The 15,407-nt window shown below is 59.4% G+C and carries 15 protein-coding genes and 1 pseudogene; 5 read left to right on the forward strand and 11 right to left on the reverse strand.

Annotated features, from left to right (window positions below):
• The 5 genes and pseudogenes from BMZ63_RS05050 to BMZ63_RS05070 all read right to left on the reverse strand — a co-directional run.
• Window positions 1–375, reverse strand: a pseudogene (locus BMZ63_RS05050) (energy transducer TonB); the annotation flags it as partial.
• The gene (locus BMZ63_RS05055; RefSeq protein ID WP_091702549.1) at window positions 372–782 is read right to left on the reverse strand and encodes an ExbD/TolR family protein; all 411 of its coding nucleotides are present in this window, start codon (window positions 780–782) and stop codon (window positions 372–374) included. The gene BMZ63_RS05055 and the pseudogene BMZ63_RS05050, both read right to left, overlap by 4 nt.
• Window positions 779–1,171 (reverse strand): ExbD/TolR family protein, encoded by a 393-nt coding sequence (locus BMZ63_RS05060; RefSeq protein WP_091702551.1) that lies wholly within the window; start codon window positions 1,169–1,171, stop codon window positions 779–781. The genes BMZ63_RS05055 and BMZ63_RS05060 overlap by 4 nt, the downstream gene beginning before the upstream one ends.
• Window positions 1,158–1,949, reverse strand: a complete 792-nt coding sequence (locus tag BMZ63_RS05065) for a MotA/TolQ/ExbB proton channel family protein (RefSeq protein WP_091702554.1) — start codon at window positions 1,947–1,949, stop codon at window positions 1,158–1,160. The genes BMZ63_RS05060 and BMZ63_RS05065 overlap by 14 nt, the downstream gene beginning before the upstream one ends.
• An 89-nt stretch (window positions 1,950–2,038) precedes the next feature.
• Window positions 2,039–2,806 carry a sulfite exporter TauE/SafE family protein gene (locus BMZ63_RS05070; RefSeq protein ID WP_091702556.1) on the reverse strand — a complete coding sequence of 256 codons (768 nt, stop codon included), beginning with the start codon at window positions 2,804–2,806 and terminating at the stop codon, window positions 2,039–2,041.
• Between the two features lie 374 nt (window positions 2,807–3,180).
• On the opposite strand from BMZ63_RS05070, the gene BMZ63_RS05075 reads away from it, so the two are divergent.
• On the forward strand, window positions 3,181–3,783 hold the full coding sequence (locus BMZ63_RS05075; RefSeq protein WP_091702559.1) for a hypothetical protein: 603 nt from the start codon (window positions 3,181–3,183) through the stop codon (window positions 3,781–3,783).
• A gap of 25 nt (window positions 3,784–3,808) precedes the next feature.
• Here BMZ63_RS05075 and BMZ63_RS05080 read toward each other — a convergent pair whose 3' ends face one another.
• A complete protein-coding gene (locus tag BMZ63_RS05080; RefSeq protein ID WP_091702562.1) occupies window positions 3,809–4,450 on the reverse strand; it encodes an HDOD domain-containing protein in 642 nt (213 codons plus the stop codon).
• Window positions 4,451–4,652: 202 nt separating this feature from the next.
• Between BMZ63_RS05080 and BMZ63_RS05085 the strand changes: the two genes are divergently transcribed.
• The 3 genes from BMZ63_RS05085 (at window position 4,653) to BMZ63_RS05095 (ending at window position 7,377) form a co-directional block, all read left to right on the forward strand.
• On the forward strand, window positions 4,653–5,660 hold the full coding sequence (locus tag BMZ63_RS05085; RefSeq protein WP_091702565.1) for a methionine ABC transporter ATP-binding protein: 1,008 nt from the start codon (window positions 4,653–4,655) through the stop codon (window positions 5,658–5,660).
• Window positions 5,660–6,325 carry a methionine ABC transporter permease gene (locus BMZ63_RS05090; protein ID WP_091702568.1) on the forward strand — a complete coding sequence of 222 codons (666 nt, stop codon included), beginning with the start codon at window positions 5,660–5,662 and terminating at the stop codon, window positions 6,323–6,325. Before BMZ63_RS05085 ends, BMZ63_RS05090 begins: the two co-directional genes overlap by 1 nt.
• A gap of 266 nt (window positions 6,326–6,591) precedes the next feature.
• Window positions 6,592–7,377, forward strand: coding sequence for a MetQ/NlpA family ABC transporter substrate-binding protein (locus tag BMZ63_RS05095; RefSeq protein ID WP_091702572.1), 786 nt, complete (start codon window positions 6,592–6,594; stop codon window positions 7,375–7,377).
• A 115-nt stretch (window positions 7,378–7,492) separates the two neighbouring features.
• Here BMZ63_RS05095 and BMZ63_RS05100 read toward each other — a convergent pair whose 3' ends face one another.
• From BMZ63_RS05100 to BMZ63_RS05110, 3 genes are all read right to left on the reverse strand, one after another.
• Window positions 7,493–8,146, reverse strand: coding sequence for a peroxiredoxin (locus tag BMZ63_RS05100; RefSeq protein ID WP_091702575.1), 654 nt, complete (start codon window positions 8,144–8,146; stop codon window positions 7,493–7,495).
• Window positions 8,147–8,294: 148 nt separating this feature from the next.
• A complete protein-coding gene (locus BMZ63_RS05105; RefSeq protein WP_091702577.1) occupies window positions 8,295–9,653 on the reverse strand; it encodes an alanine/glycine:cation symporter family protein in 1,359 nt (452 codons plus the stop codon).
• Window positions 9,654–9,763: 110 nt separating this feature from the next.
• A complete protein-coding gene (locus BMZ63_RS05110) occupies window positions 9,764–10,888 on the reverse strand; it encodes an HD-GYP domain-containing protein (protein ID WP_091702580.1) in 1,125 nt (374 codons plus the stop codon).
• A gap of 218 nt (window positions 10,889–11,106) precedes the next feature.
• Here BMZ63_RS05110 and BMZ63_RS05115 point away from each other — a divergent pair, with 218 nt between their 5' ends.
• Window positions 11,107–12,114 carry a GGDEF domain-containing protein gene (locus tag BMZ63_RS05115; protein WP_091702583.1) on the forward strand — a complete coding sequence of 336 codons (1,008 nt, stop codon included), beginning with the start codon at window positions 11,107–11,109 and terminating at the stop codon, window positions 12,112–12,114.
• A gap of 24 nt (window positions 12,115–12,138) precedes the next feature.
• Here the strand turns inward: BMZ63_RS05115 and BMZ63_RS05120 are convergent, their stop codons facing one another.
• Window positions 12,139–14,997 carry an EAL domain-containing protein gene (locus tag BMZ63_RS05120; protein WP_091702585.1) on the reverse strand — a complete coding sequence of 953 codons (2,859 nt, stop codon included), beginning with the start codon at window positions 14,995–14,997 and terminating at the stop codon, window positions 12,139–12,141.
• Window positions 14,990–15,400, reverse strand: coding sequence for a response regulator (locus BMZ63_RS05125; protein ID WP_177187031.1), 411 nt, complete (start codon window positions 15,398–15,400; stop codon window positions 14,990–14,992). The genes BMZ63_RS05120 and BMZ63_RS05125 overlap by 8 nt, the downstream gene beginning before the upstream one ends.
• Window positions 15,401–15,407: the final 7 nt, after the last annotated feature.

The following is a 15,407-nucleotide window of genomic DNA, read 5'->3' on the forward strand; positions in this document are numbered from 1 at the left end:
TGGCTCTGGCTCTGGCTCTGGCTCTGGCTCTGGCTCTGGCTCTGGCTCTGGCTCTGGCTCTGGCTCTGGCTCTGGCTCTGGCTCTGGCTCTGGCTTCGGTTTAGGTTCAGGCTTCGGTTCCGGCTCAGGCTTTGGTTCGGGCTGCGGGTCAGGCTCGGGTTCTTTTACCGGCTCTGGCTGGCGGGCTGGCTTGGGTTCATCTTTTTTCTGGCCAGCCAGGCTGATTTTCACCGCTGGTGCGGTGTTGACGCTACTGTCGCCCAGTACCGGCAGCTCCATGGGTTCCCTGGGGCTGGCGAAGACCAGTGCGATGGCGGCCAGGGTAATGGACAGGATGAGAAAGGCCGCTTTGGGGAGGTTGCCGGCGGTTTTCATCTGGCCGGCTCCGTCAGCAGCAGTACCTCGGTATAGCCTCCGGCTTCCAGTACTTCCAGCAGGGCCTCCAGGTCCGCCATGCCAAGATTTTCGTCGGCGGCTATTTTCAGCGGTTTGCTTTCGTCTGGTTCCCTCAGTTCGGGCAGCAGGGTGTCCTTGTTGTAGGTTTCTCCCTGCACCTGCCAGCTCCCGTCGGCCTTGACCATCAAGTCGGCCTCCGGGGTCCGTTCCTGTTCCAGTTGCGCACTGCCGGGCAACTCCGGCAACGGATCGTCGGCCAGCTGGCCCGCCACGATGAAAAACATCAGCAGCAGGAAAACCAGGTTGATCAGCGGCAGAAGCGCATCTTCAACTCGCTCCAATAAGCCTTTGCCGGATGTGGAGGGTGCGGGAACCAGATCTGTCATGAGTCGTTGCGGCTGCGTTGCCAGTGGGCTTCTATTCCGGCGCCATCCAGTGCGCTCAGGGTCTGGGTAAAGTCGGCTAATGCGGTATCTGGCGCGGTGCTTAGGTTGGCTTCACCGATGCCGGCGGCAGTCAGCGCCGATACCAGTTCTTCCAACGGATAATCCTCGCCCTGCCAGCGCACAGAGCCGTCGGCGGCCACAACCAGTTCCGGCAGTGGTTCGCCAGTGGACATCCCACGGCTGTCGGTGTTGTTGCCGAGCTCCAGATAGTCCACCGGTAGCAGGCGGGTGGTCAGCATGAAGAACACCAGCAGGATAAACACCACATCAATCAGTGGTGTTATCCGTATGGGCATTGGCCGGCTGGGACGGGGTTCAACCAGCTGCATGGGCAAAGCGGGGGCTGCTGGTAACGCTGTAATTGCTGTCCGGTTCCGGGCTGCTTTCCCGGTGCGCCGCCGGCGCCGGTGCGGGCTGAGCGGTTTCGGTGCTGGTCAGCGGTGTGACATTGAACACGCTCACCAGAGCACCGTTGATGTTCTTGTGAATCCGGCGCAGGCGGAACTCAATCCACGCCGCCAGTGCGGCAAACGGAATGGCCACGACTAGCCCCGCCGCCGTGGTTGCCAGGGCCTCATAGATGCCGCCACTGAGTTGGGTGGCATTGGCACGGCCTTCGGTGGCTGCCATGGCGCTGAAGGCTTCCATCATGCCCATGACGGTACCCAGCAACCCGAGCAACGGCGCCAGGGCAGCGATCACTTCGATAATCTTCAGGGGCGCCTCGAACGGCTCCAGTGCATTCTGGGCATCACGCACCGCAGTTTCACGAACGGCCGGTATGTTGGTGCTGCGCTGGCAATCCTGCATGGTGTTGGTAAGCAGGTGCAGCAGCGGGTTGGTGCGCCCCAGAAAGCCGGCCTGTTGCTGTACTTCCTGTGGCCGGGCACTGGCTGGATCTGCCTGCCACTGGTTGAGAAGGTGGCGGAGTTTTCGGCTGAAGCGGGGTGTGTAAAAGGCGCCGAACAGCATCAGGTAGAAGAAAGTCACCAGGCCGATTACCGCCAGGGCAATCAGCACCACCATGACCGGGCCGCCCATATCAATGAGTTGGGACAGCGGCCCCTGGGGTAGCAGGGATTCTGAAGCAGCACTTATGGAGTTCATGGCTATACGCACCGATTATCGAAACCTGAAGTGAATGGTAACGATTATCAGTAAAATTACAAGTCAAGAACTCATCCTGTTTGCAGCTTTTAGCCAATCCAGCCCGATGAGATCGCCGCCTGCCAGAGTAGCCTTAATGCCAGCAGGGTCAGGGCAATGTTGAATACCCAGCTGAACCAGCGATTGCTCATGGTGTTGAGCAGGTGCAGGCCGACCCAGGTGCCGGCAAAGCCGCAGGCAATCATGGCCAGAATGAACAGTAACCAATCGGAGAACACGAAGCCGGCGACGGTAAAGACCAATGCCTTCGGCGCGTGTTGTAACACCATGGCGGTGGCAAAGGTGGAAACGGTGCGAAACCGGTCGGTATGGATCTGTTTGATGAACGCCGCCACCAGCGGGCCGGTGGCACCGACGAACAGGCTGATAAAACTGGTAACGGCCGAGGCCAGAAGAATGCCCGGCGTACCAAAGGAAGCCTTGGGCAGCTTCGGCCCCCAGCACAAATAAAGGACAAAAAGCGCGATGGTCAGTTGCCACAGGTATTCGGGAAGATCCACCAGCAACCAGGCGCCCAGCGCAGAGCCGACTAAAACGCCCGGAGCAAAGGCGGCAATCACTCTCCAGTCGATGTGCTTGCGGGTGAGCGTGGCGCGGCCGGCGTTGGAGCCGAGCTGAATCATGCCATGCACGGGAATAATCGCGGCCGGCGGCATCCAGGACGCCATCAAGACCAGCAGCAACACGCCGCCACCGGCACCAAGGGTGGCGGTGATCATGGAGGTAACGGCCGAGGCCAGCAACAAAAACAGGCCGACGCCGGAACCGATGGCCTCCGGGAAAAAACTCAGCTCCATGAAGCTCACCTATGTCTATTAGTTTTTAAACGGGTGCTGGAACGAGCGGGGCAGGCCTTTCCAAAACACGCCTCGCAAGTACGTCCCTGGCAGATTTTTGCTCCTGCAAAATCTGCACTTCCGCCTTCCATGGCGGGCGTAGTCTTGACTGCAGCCATCCATGGCTGCAGACAGTTTTGGAAAGGCCTGCCCCGCTCGTTCTCGCACCAATCAATTAACCGCCGAGTTTTCCGCGTTTAACGAGTAATGTCCAGCAGGGGTTGTGATCCGTCTTCATCGCCTCCACGTTTATCTTTCTTACCGGAACAGGCTATGCTGTGGTTGAGGGAACCCGTTTCCCACCGACCCTGATGGCATCGAGGAGGCGAGCATTTATGAACCAATCGATGGCAATCGACGATCTGGTGTCTGTCGCACAGGCCGAAGCCATGGGAGAACTGGATGCTCCGATGATGGCCATTGTGCTCTCAAGCGAAGAGAGCTATGACCTGCCCATTAACTCCCTGGAAAGCGATGCCGACAAGGCCCGCTGGGGTCTGATTCTGCGTGCAGCCCGCGAGCACGTGGAAGCCGATGCTGTCGCGGTACTTTACCCGGCCTGGACAACAATCCGTCGCAAGCCTTCGGAAACCGACGCGGTGCAGGTGACCGATGACTCGGATGAAGATGATGACAAGGGGCCGATAGATACGCTGTTTGTCCAGCTGCACACCCGTGACCGGATTTACTGGCGCGGTTTCGAGCAGATTCGGGATCCCAAGCATCGGCGGATTATCGGTTTCCGGCGCATCAAGGCGCTATCCACCGATTACGACCGCGACAACGCACCGTCGGTGACCGCCTGGCTGGATACACTGTTTGAACCCTTGCCGGAAGAGGGCGAGGAAACCGCCGTCGATCGTGAACTGGCGGACCTGCTTGAAGAGCCGGAAGTCAGCGCCGCACTCTACCCCCGGCACATGCGCTCACTTCACTGAACCGGCAGCCCGGTAAATCGGGCTGCTATCGCGCCGACATCAACGCCAGGCACAGCTGGGCATTCTGTATGAAATGGGCAAACGCTTCTTCCTGTTGTTTTGACGGCACATAGCCGGCCGCCGCATTGTCCGCGTAAAACAGCCCGACCAGTCGCCCTTTGGCGGTCAGTGTCCCCACCAGTCCCCGGGTGATTTCCAGGAACGTGGTATGGAGAACGGCCCGCTGAGCCTCGATGGGCGGCTCCTCCAGCCGCAGCCGCTCCTCCAGCTCCGTGGCCTGGTCGGTCTCGCAGGACCAGAACGCCAGTTCACCGATGTTCATCAACAGCGCGCCGATGAAAACTTCCTCCAGCGCCTGCTCTTTTGTGCTTGGCAGCAGGCACCTGGCCTGAACGGCGGCGTGAATGGCCCGGCTGACGGTGCTCACCTGGGTGGCGGAGCGGTTGTAAAACACGGTGTTTGACAGGCGAAGCACCTGCGAGGTGAGCTGGGCGTCGTTCAGAATCACGTTGGCCAGTTCGTTGACCGTGCTGTTCTGGCTTTCGGTCAGCTCATTGATGCGCCGGAGTGTGTTGGCCAGAACCGGCAGCTCGACCTTGCTCAGATAAGAAACCCATGCCTGGGTGGAATTCATCCTTGAGGGCGGGTGTTCCGGAGTTGTTGTCACAGCTCGAATGCGCCTCAATCGGAAAATGGACAGTTGTTAATATGCGTTGGTTTTGTCAGTTTAGACGACAGCACATCGGCCTGTCAGGTAGCCAATGGTGTACGGGCAACTACACAGATGCCGTTGCTGCGAATGATTCGGGTTTGCCCGGCAAATAGGCTATAATCGCGCGTTTTAACGGCGCACCTGCAAGGCACTGATCGTGATTGTATTTGACCAGGTACAGAAGTCTTACCAGGTGGGCGGCCGGGCGATCCCCGCGCTGCACCCCACCAGTATGACCATCGACACCGGCGAAGTCTTCGGCATCGTCGGCCACTCCGGCGCGGGCAAATCCACCCTCGTGCGGCTGATCAACCGGCTGGAACCGTCTTCCGGCGGGCGTATTCTGATTGATGACGAAGACATCAACCGCTACAACCCGGCCGAGTTGCGTGCTTTTCGCCGCAAGGTGGGCATGATCTTCCAGCACTTTAACCTGTTGTCCTCGAAAACCGTGGCCGACAATATCGCTTTCCCCATGAAGCTGGCCGGCATCTATTCAAAAAAAGAGATCCGCGAGCGGGTGGAAGAGCTGCTGGCCCGGGTGAGCCTGAGTGACCACGCCAACAAATACCCGACCCAGCTCTCTGGTGGTCAGAAGCAGCGTGTGGGCATCGCCCGTGCCCTTGCCTGTCGGCCCACCATCCTGCTGTGCGACGAAGCCACCAGCGCCCTGGACCCGCAAACCACGCAATCGGTGCTGAAATTGCTGGCGGACATTAACAAGGAACTGGGCCTGACCATCGTACTGATCACCCACGAAATGGACGTGGTGCGCCGTGTCTGCGACCGAGTGGCCGTGATGGATGCCGGCGAAGTGGTGGAAATGGGGCCGGTTAGCGAAGTGTTCCTGCATCCTCAGCATCCCACTACCAGGGATTTCGTGTTTGAAAGCGAAAACGTCGACCGGGATGAGCTTCAGGAAGACCTGCAGAAAGCCGAAGGCCGAATCCTGCGTCTGACCTTCAAGGGCGAATCCACCTACAAGCCGCTGCTGGGCAGCGTCGCCCGGGAATCCGGTGTGGATTTCAGCATCCTCTCTGGTCGCATTGACCACATCAAGGACACCCCCTACGGCCAGCTGACCCTGTCGCTGGTGGGCGGTGATCTGGACATTGCCATGCAGGCGCTGGAAGCCGCCGACGTGCACGTGGAGGTGGTACGCTGATGGAAGCTTTACTGACGAATGTAGACTGGACGGAAATCGGCCTGGCCAGTTGGGACACCCTGGTCATGGTGGGCATGTCTCTGTTGTTCAGCGTGTTGATTGGCCTGCCGATTGGCGTGCTGCTGTTCCTGTTCGGCAAACGCCAGCTGCTGGAGCAGCCCGTGGCTTATGCCGTGCTGTCTTTTGTGGTGAACGTGCTGCGTTCCGTGCCGTTTATCATTCTGCTGATTGTGATGATCCCGTTCACCGTCATGTTGATTGGCACCTCACTGGGCGTGGCGGGTGCCATTCCCCCGTTGGTGGCCGGTGGCGCGCCCTTCTTTGCCCGGCTGGTGGAAACCTCCCTGCGGGAAGTGGATCGGGGCATCATCGAAGCCACCCAGGCCATGGGTGCCAACGTTCGCCAGATCATCTTCGGCGCCTTGTTGCCGGAGGCGCTTCCGGGCATTATCGCAGGTATCACGGTTACCGCGATCACGCTGGTGTCCTACGCTGCCATGTCCGGCGTTATCGGCGGTGGCGGCCTGGGTGACCTGGCCATTCGCTTCGGTTACCAGCGCTTTCAGACAGATGTGATGGTCATTACCGTCGCTCTGCTGGTAATCTTCGTACAAGTATTGCAAATGGTTGGTGACCGCCTGGTGCTGTACTTCAGCCGGCGCTAACTCCGAATCAGCGCGCCCTTGCGGCACCTCCTCCAGAAACTGTTGAGGGCCATGGATGGCCCGATTCAAGAGCACGACCGCCAAGGATGGCGAAAGTGCAGATTTTGCAGGAGCAAAAATCTGCCATGGAAGTGCTTGTAGGCGTGTTTCTGGAGGAGGTGCCGCAAGGGGGGGCGTCTGGCTCTCAACAGTTTCTGGAGACGGCCGGCCACACCGTGCATAGACCTTTTTCGAGCCTTCAAAGAATTTCAAACAGGAGCATAATAATGAACTTCAAGAAAACTCTGGTGGCCGTAGCCGCCGCAGCAAGTCTTTTTTCCACCACCGCCCTGGCCGAAAAACTGTCAGTCGCCGCCACCCCGGTACCCCACGCCGAACTGCTGGAATTCGTAAAGCCGGCTCTGGCCGAGCAGGGTGTGGAGCTGGACGTGAAAGTTTTCACCGACTACGTGCAGCCCAACATCCAGGTGGACCAGAAGCGCCTGGACGCCAACTTCTTCCAGCACCAGCCGTATCTGGATGAGTTTAACGACGGCCGTGGTACCAACCTGGTGACCGTTGCCGGCATTCACGTTGAGCCGTTTGGCGCGTATTCCAACAAGATCGACTCACTGGACGATCTGAAAGACGGCGCCGTGGTTGCTATTCCGAACGATCCCACCAACGGCGGCCGTGCCCTGTTGTTGCTGCAGAAAGCCGGTCTGATCACCCTGGAAGACGAAAGCAAGATCACCGCCACCCCGCGTGACATTGCTGACAACCCGAAAGACCTGGATTTCAAGGAACTGGAAGCCGCTACCCTGCCGCGTATTCTGGGCCAGGTGGACATCGCCCTGATTAACACCAACTACGCTCTGGAAGCAGGACTGAACCCGTCTGAGGACGCGTTGATCATCGAAGGCTCTGAGTCACCGTACGTGAACATCCTGGTGGCCCGTCCGGATAACAAGGACAGCGAGGCCATGCAGAAGCTGGCCAAAGCCCTGCAGTCCGAGGATGTGAAGGCGTTCATCAAGGAAAACTACGAAGGCGCGGTGGTTCCGGCATTCTGATCGCTGGCCTTCACGGCGGGCAACCTTGCCCGCCACCCATAAAAAAACCGGGCCGCCTGAGCAGCCCGGTTTTTTTATGCCTGAACTTTTTACACTTTAATACAGGGCTGGCGGATCAGTCGCCGCTCCAGTTGGCTGTCGGGTCCGGCGTCATGCGCAGGTACGACTTCACGGCCTTGTAGCCTTTCGGGAAGCGTTGCTTGATCTCATCCTCGTCCTGCAGAGACGGCACGATAACCACGTCGCCGCCACGTTCCCAGTTGCCCGGGGTGGCCACCTTGTGCTCGTCGGTCAGCTGCAGGGAATCGATCACCCGCAGTACTTCGTTGAAGTTACGACCGGTGGAAGCCGGGTAAGTAATGATCAGACGAATCTTCTTGTTCGGATCAATAATGAACAGCGAACGTACAGTCAGGGTGCTGTCGGCGTTCGGGTGGATCATGTCGTACAGTTCGGACACCTTGCCGTCGTGGTCGGCAATGATCGGGAAGTTAACGGCACAACCCTGTGTTTCGTTGATGTCCTTGATCCATTCCTTGTGGGAATCGACAGGATCCACGCTCAGGGCAATGGCCTTGACGTTACGCTTCTCGAATTCGTCTTTGAGTTTGGCGGTCAGGCCCAGCTCGGTGGTGCACACCGGCGTGAAATCCGCGGGATGTGAAAACAGAACGCCCCAGCTGTCGCCCAGCCAGTCATGAAAACTGATTTTGCCTTCACTGGAATCCTGTTCGAAGTCCGGTGCGGTATCTCCTAAACGCAGGCTCATAAACACTCTCCTTTTGGTGTCTTGATGGAAGCATTCTCTTCGTGGCTTCTACGTATGTTGGCGCGACAAGGGCGGAAAACAAGAGTCCGGCGAGTCATCGCTGTAATTATTTGCGCACATCCTTATGCGCTGTGTGACTATCCGCCGGTTATGGCCGGGTGCCTGCCTGCTTGTTGAAATAATCCCGGGTCAGCTTGAACACCACCGGGCTGAGTAACAGCAGGGCTATCAGGTTGGGCAGTGCCATCATGGCATTCAGGGTGTCGGCCACCAGCCAGATGAAGCCCAGGTTGACGGTGGCGCCCACGGGAATGGCGATGATCCACACCACCCGGTAAGGCACAATGGCGCGGGTACCGAACAGGAATTCGATACAGCGCTCACCGTAGAACGACCAGCCCAGAATGGTGGTAAAGGCGAAAATGGCCAGGGCGATAGCGACAATGTAGTTGCCAAAGCCTGGCAGGCCGGTTTCAAATGCCAGAGAGGTCAGTGCTGCACCGGTTTCGCCAGAGGTCCAAACGCCGGAGGTGATGATCACCAGGCCGGTGATGGAGCAGACTATGATGGTGTCGATGAAGGTGCCGAGCATGGCCACCATGCCCTGTTTCACCGGGTCCTTGGTTTGCGCCACTGCGTGGGCAATGGGCGCCGAGCCCAGGCCGGCCTCATTGGAGAAAATGCCACGGGCAACACCGAAGCGGATGGCGGCCCAGACCGCGGCACCGGCAAAGCCACCCTCGGCTGCCGTGCCGGTAAAGGCGGAGCTGAACACCATGCCGATGGCTGCCGGAATCTCGGTGGCGTTGATGGCCAGAACAATCAGGCCGATCAATACGTAGGACACGGCCATGAACGGGACCAGCGCACTGGCCACCTGGCCGATACGTTTGATGCCACCAATCAGTACCATGCCCACCAGCACCATCAGGATGATGCCGGTTGCCCAGTGTGGCAGGCCGAAGTTGGTTTCCAGTACATCCGCGACCGAGTTGGCCTGTACCGTGTTACCGATACCGAACGCAGCGACCGAGGCAAACACGGCGAACAGGATCCCCAGCCAGGCCCATTTGTTGCCCAGCCCGTTGCGGATGTAATACATGGGGCCGCCTACGTGCTTGCCGCGCTCGTCGACTTCCCGGAAGCGAACCGCCAGCACGGCTTCGGAGTATTTGGTGGCCATGCCCACCAGTGCTGTCAGCCACATCCAGAACAGCGCGCCGGGTCCGCCCAGAAATACGGCGGTGGCCACGCCGGCAATGTTGCCGGTGCCCACGGTGGCGGACAGGGCGGTCATCAGGGCCTGGAAGGGCGGAATCTCCCCCTCGTCTTCCTCGCCCCGGGCGCGGCCGCTCCACATAAGGCGGAAACCGGCGCCCAGTTTCAGTACCGGCATGAGTTTCAGGCCGATGCTCAGGAACAGGCCAACGCCCAGGATCATGACCAGCATGGGAGGGCCCCATACCAGTCCGTTGATTTGGCTAACGAAGTTTGAAATGGCTTCCATGGGGTCTCCCGCGTTGTGCCATGGATGAATGAAGATCAAACGCCCGTTTTGGACATGATTACAAGAGTTTAGCGGGAACTGGCGGCATGTAAACCGTTATCGGCGATTGTTCAGGAGCGAAAGCCCCAAAGCAGGCTGAAATCCATGGATGGCATGATTTCCGGCTCTTCCGGCCCCCGGATCATGTAATCCAGCAGGCTGGTGTCCCGCTCAAAGGTGCCGTTGTAGCGATGGCCCCGGGGATTGAAGATGGCCTGCACAAAAGGCCCCCGGGATTTGTTGGCCCGGCGGGTGACCACCCCCACTTCGTTGTTGTCCAGGCGCACCAGGACTCCGGGGGGGTACTTGCCGAGCACTTCGAGCAGCGCCCTGGGAATGGCGGGGCGGAATTTTCCGTCGGCCAGGTTGGCGATCATCTGGCGCGCTTCGGTGATATCCATGCGGTTGCGGTAGGCTCGTTTGGTGATCATCGCCACGTAGCGCTCGGCCAGGGCCAGAATTTCCGCCTCCGGCAGAATATCGCTGCCGCTCAGGTTGTCCGGGTAGCCGGAGCCGTCGGCGTACTCATGGTGCTGGGCAATAATGTTCAACAACAGCTTGTTGTCGATCCCGGCGGCCTCCAGCGCCCGTATGCTGCGGTCCGGATGCTTCTCGATGACGGCCCGCTGCTGCTGGCTCAGGATGATGTTGGATGAGTTCAGCTTGTCGGCCACCGGCACCAGGGCCAGGTTGGCGGCCAGGGCTGCGGCTGTCAGTATCCTTGTGCGTTTCTCATCAAGGCCGAACTGGCGGGCCGTGAACTGGCACAGAATGCCGTAAAACAGGATCTGCTCGTGGATGTTCGGGTTGACCGAATACAGGTGTACCAGCGCCAGGCTGGCATCCGGCGCTTCCATGCAGGTGCGTTCGAGCATCCGGCTCAGACCCAGCAGGCGCTTTTGTGCCGACTCTTCCCGGGAGGTGATGGCATTGAGGGTGGTTTCCAGGGTCAGCAGCAGCTCGGCGTAATCGGCAAACGGATTGCGGTGGCGGTTGTCCTCGAACTCCGCTTTTTTGTAGGGGCTCATCTTGCGGGGCTTGAAGCGGCCTCGCTCGAACAGGTGCTCCAGTTGGCTTTCGGTCTGGATCACATAGCCCTGGCGCAGCAGCACGTTGCCGTCGGCATCAAACACATCCCACGGCAAAGGCCGGCCAATAACGAGTGCCCCGGGGGCAATTCTTACGAGTGAATCCAATGCTGTGTCCTTGATGTCTGGAACCTTTATAACGGCGCCCTACAGTTTTACAGAATGGGTAGCGGTAAATACTAGTGAAAACTGCCCACACTTGCATGCACCAATATGTCGTGTCTGCCGATAGAATTGTTAAGAAACGTATCGTGCTAAGGAATTTATCCGCCTCCTGGTCTACGCTTGCCGGAAACAATAAGACTATCGTCTGAAGCGACACAACAATGCTGCACCGGCTGAAAAACGATTTCCGTCTTTCCATCATTACCCTGCTGGCGTTCAGCGCCATGGTCGGGGTAACGCCCTTTGCCATCCTCCGGCTCGTGCAGGGTAACTCACTGGCCTTTGTGATTGATGTTCTGATCCTTGCCGGCGTGGCCCTGGCCACAGGCCATGCCTGGCGTACCGGTGATACCCGCAGGGCTGGCTTATTAATGGCATGTGTCGCCACTTCCGGCGCGGTGATCATTGGCACCCTGGTGGGGGACCCCGGCCTGTTCTGGCTCTATCCGTGCCTGGTGACCAGTTTTTTCCTGACACCGCCGCGCGTGGCCATGGGCATCAACCTGTCCGCCGTGGCGGTAATGATGGGGCTGGGCGATGCCTTCCGCAGCCAGGAGCAGATGTGGTCGTTTGCCGCCACTGCCATTGTGGTGACCTCCTGCGCGTTTGTCTTTGCCATCCGTAACCGCGACCAGCGCCGGCGGCTGGAACATCTGGCCACCATTGACCCGCTAACCGGAGTAAACAACCGTCGCTCCATGGACCAGGAACTGGCCATGGCCGTGGCCAAACACGAGCGCACCGGGCTGGATCAGGCCCTGGTGATTCTCGACATTGATCACTTCAAGAAGATCAATGATCGGTATGGCCATGTGGTGGGTGACAACATCCTCAACGAACTGGTGGCGCTGATCGCCGCCCATACCCGCCGTTACGACCAGCTGTTCCGCTTTGGTGGCGAGGAGTTTGTTCTGCTGCTGCCCGGCGTTGGTCCGTTGGCACTGAAATCCGTGGTGGCAAACCTGCAGCGGATTGTTCGCCAACACTTGCGTGGGCCGGGTGGCCAGATCACCGTGTCGTACGGGGTGGCCGTGCTGCAGGCCGGTGAAACCGTCGAAAGCTGGCTGACCCGTGCCGATCATGCACTGTATCGAGCCAAGGACGCCGGCCGCAACCGGGTGATTTTTGCTGATGACGCCCCCCGCGAGTCGATGCCGGTCTCAGCCTGACGATCAGCCGGTTTTGCTGCCCCGCTATTGCATGGCGGCGTGGTAACGGAACGCCTGTTGCACGTGTTCGCGGATCTGTGTGTCATCCCAGGGTTTTGTCAGGAACTTGTAGATGGCGCCCTCGTTGATGGCTTCGGTGACCGATTTCAGATCGGTGTAGCCCGACAACACAATCCGCACGGTGTTCGGGTGAATGGCCTTTACCTGGCTGAGAAAATCCGTACCGGACATCTCCGGCATGCGCTGGTCCGAGATAATCACCTGTACCTCGTTGCTGGCCAGCAGGTTGAAGGCTTCGCTCACACTGGTGGTTGACAGAATCCGGTAGCCGTCCCGGCGCAGGGTGCGGGTCAGTGCCTTGATGATGTTGTGCTCATCGTCGAGCAGCAGCAGCGTTTTTTGCTCATTTTCACAGTCCAGGCGAGTGTGGGGTTGTCTGCCTCCGTGCACATGCATGAATTCGGTCAGTTCGTTAAACGGCATGGGGCGCGCAAAGGCGTAACCCTGAAGCAGGTCGCACTGGTTTCTGCGCAGGAACGATGCGTGGGCCTCGGTCTCCACCCCTTCTGCCACGACCTCCAGGGACAGGTGGTGGGCCATGGATATGACCCCCTGGGTGATGGCCGCATCGTTGCGGTTGTGGGTGACGTCCATGATGAATGAACGGTCGATCTTGATCTTGTTGGCCGGCATCAGTTTCAGGTAACTGAGGCTGGAAAAGCCGGTACCGAAATCGTCGATGGCAATGTGCACACCCAGTTCGCTGATCTCGTTCAGAGTCTGCACCACCTGATCGGTGTCGTAGAGTACGGCGGATTCCACCACTTCCAGTTCCAGGGACTCGGGTGGAAGGCCAGAAGCTTTCAGCTCCTTTTTGACCACATCCACAAACCCGGCCTGGCGGATCTGTACCGGTGACACGTTCACCGCCACCGTGCATTCCCGGAAACCGGCGGCGTGAATGCGCACCATGTCCCGGCAGGCCTGGCCCAGTACCCACCGTCCCAGGGCGACAATCTGCCCGGTTTCCTCAGCCAGCGGGACGAAGTGCACGGGTGAGACCAGTCCCCGGGTGGGGTGCTCCCAACGCACCAGTGCTTCCACGCAGCGGGCCTGGCCAGTGCGGGCATCAATCAGTGGCTGGTAGTAAATCAAGAGGGTTTCGGAATCGATGGCCTCCTGTAGCTCATTGCGCAGCTGTACCCGGTGGCTGGCTTGCTCGTTCATTTCCTCGGAGAACCACTGCCAGGTGTTTTTGCCAAGCTGTTTGGCCTGGTACATGGCCAGGTCCGCCTGCTGGATCAACTGGGCGGGGTGGTCGATGCTGCCGTCAGAGATCTGAATACCAATACTGGCGGTCAGGTGGAGTACTTTATCGTCAATCCGGTAGGGCAAGGACAGGGACTGCATGACGTGGTCGACCACCAGCTGGGCGTCTTCCGCCTCCGCCAGATCGGTCAATGCGATAACGAATTCATCCCCACTGACCCGGGCGACTGTATCGCCGGAGCGCACCAGGTCTTTCAGGCGGTGAGCCACTTCCACCAGGATTTTGTCACCGGTGCGATGGCCGAGGGAATCATTGATCAGCTTGAAGCCGTCCAGGTCTATGAACAACACACCCAGATAGCGTTCGTAACGGCGGGCAAAACGGCAGGCCTGCTCCAGCCGGTCCTCCAGCAGCGCCCGGTTGGGCAAGTGAGTGAGCACGTCGTGGCTGGAATTGTAAGCCAGCTGGCTTTCGATGGATTTGCGCTCGGAGATGTCGTTCTGGATACCTACATAGTGGGTGATTTCGTCCCGGCTGTTGCGAATGGGCGAGAGATACAGGTCGTTCCAGAAGGGCGAGCCGTCCTTCCGGTAATTGCGCAGCACCACGGCCACCTCTTCACCCTGGGCCAGTGCCCGGCGGATCTGGGCCAGCGGCTGTTCGTTGCTGAGGTCAAAATCGTCGCCCTGCAGGAACCGGCAGTTCTTGCCCAGCGACTCTTTGGCGCTGTAGCCGGTGATCGTCTCAAAGGTGGGATTGACGTACACCAGTGGCATGCCTTTGACCCTGGCATCGGTAATGACAATGCCGTTGGAGCTGGATTCAATGCACCGCTGTAGCAGTTTGAGCTGGCGGGTGCTGTCAATCTGCTGGGTTCTGTCGGTCAGGGTGTAGAGAACCAGCTCGTGCTGGTCGATCACCAGCTCTTCGCTGGCCAACTCCACAATCAGCGGCTTGCCGGTGCGGGTGCGGTGATGCACCAGGCGGCTGCCCGGTGGCAGCACGATGCCCTCGCCGTCCGGTTCGGCCGGATTGGCGGTGGTGTTTTCCAGGTCCGCCATGGTCAGCCCGGCCACGTCCTGGGCCGACAGTCGATACAGGGTGCGGGCGGCCTCGTTCATGGCGTTGATGCGCAGGGTGTCTGGCCGGGCCAGGCACATGGGCGTGGGGTTGTTCTCGAACAGCAGCCGGTACTGGGCCTCGCTGATGGCCAGGTTTTCGGTGGCTGCGGCCCGGTCAATGGCGTAACGGATACTACGCAGCAGGGTATGGCTGTCGAGTTTGCCCTTGACCAGATAATCAGCCGCACCCAGGGACACGGCCTGGGCGTCCAGCTCGTCATCACCCTGGCCGGTCAGCAGGATGAAGGGCGTGGTGATGCCTTCATCCTTGGCCTGCTGGATCAGATCCAGGCCCGAATCCGGGCCCAGGCGCAGGTCCACCAGGGCGACGTCAAAGGTTTCTTCCCGTAGTGAGGTAAGCCCGTCTGCCACGTTGTCGCGCCAGATCAGGCGGGTATCCACCGGGCTGGCTTCGGTCAGCAGGTCCCGGGTGATCAGGTAATCGTCTTCGTCGTCCTCGATCAGCAGAACGCGCAGCATTGGCTCAATCATGGCGAGTCCAGTAGTTTTCCAGGGATTGCACAAGGGTCAGCAAGGCCCGAAACCGGTTTGGCTTGACCAGGTAGTCGTCGGCGCCGGCCGCCAGGCAGGCCTGGCGGTCATCGTCATTGTTGGATGTGGTCATAATGACGATCGGCAGCCCCGTGAACGCCGGGGTGGCCCGCAGCTCCTTCAGCGCCTGCCGGCCATCCTTGAACGGCATATTCAGATCCAGCAGTAGCAGGTCCGGCAACTGCTGAAGCGATGGCGCCTGCAGATAGTCCAGCAGTTCCAGACCGTTGCTGACAAAATCCAGCCGGCAGTTCGGGCAGGCTTCCTGGAATGCATCTTCCAGGAGCAGGCGATCGTCAGGGTCGTCCTCGGCGATCAGGATATGAATGTACATCTCGTTCATGCTCATA

The organism is Marinobacter persicus, assembly GCF_900114155.1.
Classification (GTDB): Bacteria; Pseudomonadota; Gammaproteobacteria; order Pseudomonadales; family Oleiphilaceae; genus Marinobacter; species Marinobacter persicus.

Coding starts and splice junctions, on each gene's coding strand:
- BMZ63_RS05055 (WP_091702549.1), bottom strand. CDS start 782: ATGACAGATCTGGTTCCCGCACCCTCCACATCCGGCAAAGGCTTATTG.
- BMZ63_RS05060 (WP_091702551.1), bottom strand. CDS start 1,171: ATGCAGCTGGTTGAACCCCGTCCCAGCCGGCCAATGCCCATACGGATA.
- BMZ63_RS05065 (WP_091702554.1), bottom strand. CDS start 1,949: ATGAACTCCATAAGTGCTGCTTCAGAATCCCTGCTACCCCAGGGGCCG.
- BMZ63_RS05070 (WP_091702556.1), bottom strand. CDS start 2,806: ATGGAGCTGAGTTTTTTCCCGGAGGCCATCGGTTCCGGCGTCGGCCTG.
- BMZ63_RS05075 (WP_091702559.1), top strand. CDS start 3,181: ATGAACCAATCGATGGCAATCGACGATCTGGTGTCTGTCGCACAGGCC.
- BMZ63_RS05090 (WP_091702568.1), top strand. CDS start 5,660: ATGGAAGCTTTACTGACGAATGTAGACTGGACGGAAATCGGCCTGGCC.
- BMZ63_RS05095 (WP_091702572.1), top strand. CDS start 6,592: ATGAACTTCAAGAAAACTCTGGTGGCCGTAGCCGCCGCAGCAAGTCTT.
- BMZ63_RS05100 (WP_091702575.1), bottom strand. CDS start 8,146: ATGAGCCTGCGTTTAGGAGATACCGCACCGGACTTCGAACAGGATTCC.
- BMZ63_RS05105 (WP_091702577.1), bottom strand. CDS start 9,653: ATGGAAGCCATTTCAAACTTCGTTAGCCAAATCAACGGACTGGTATGG.
- BMZ63_RS05115 (WP_091702583.1), top strand. CDS start 11,107: ATGCTGCACCGGCTGAAAAACGATTTCCGTCTTTCCATCATTACCCTG.
- BMZ63_RS05120 (WP_091702585.1), bottom strand. CDS start 14,997: ATGATTGAGCCAATGCTGCGCGTTCTGCTGATCGAGGACGACGAAGAC.
- BMZ63_RS05125 (WP_177187031.1), bottom strand. CDS start 15,400: ATGAACGAGATGTACATTCATATCCTGATCGCCGAGGACGACCCTGAC.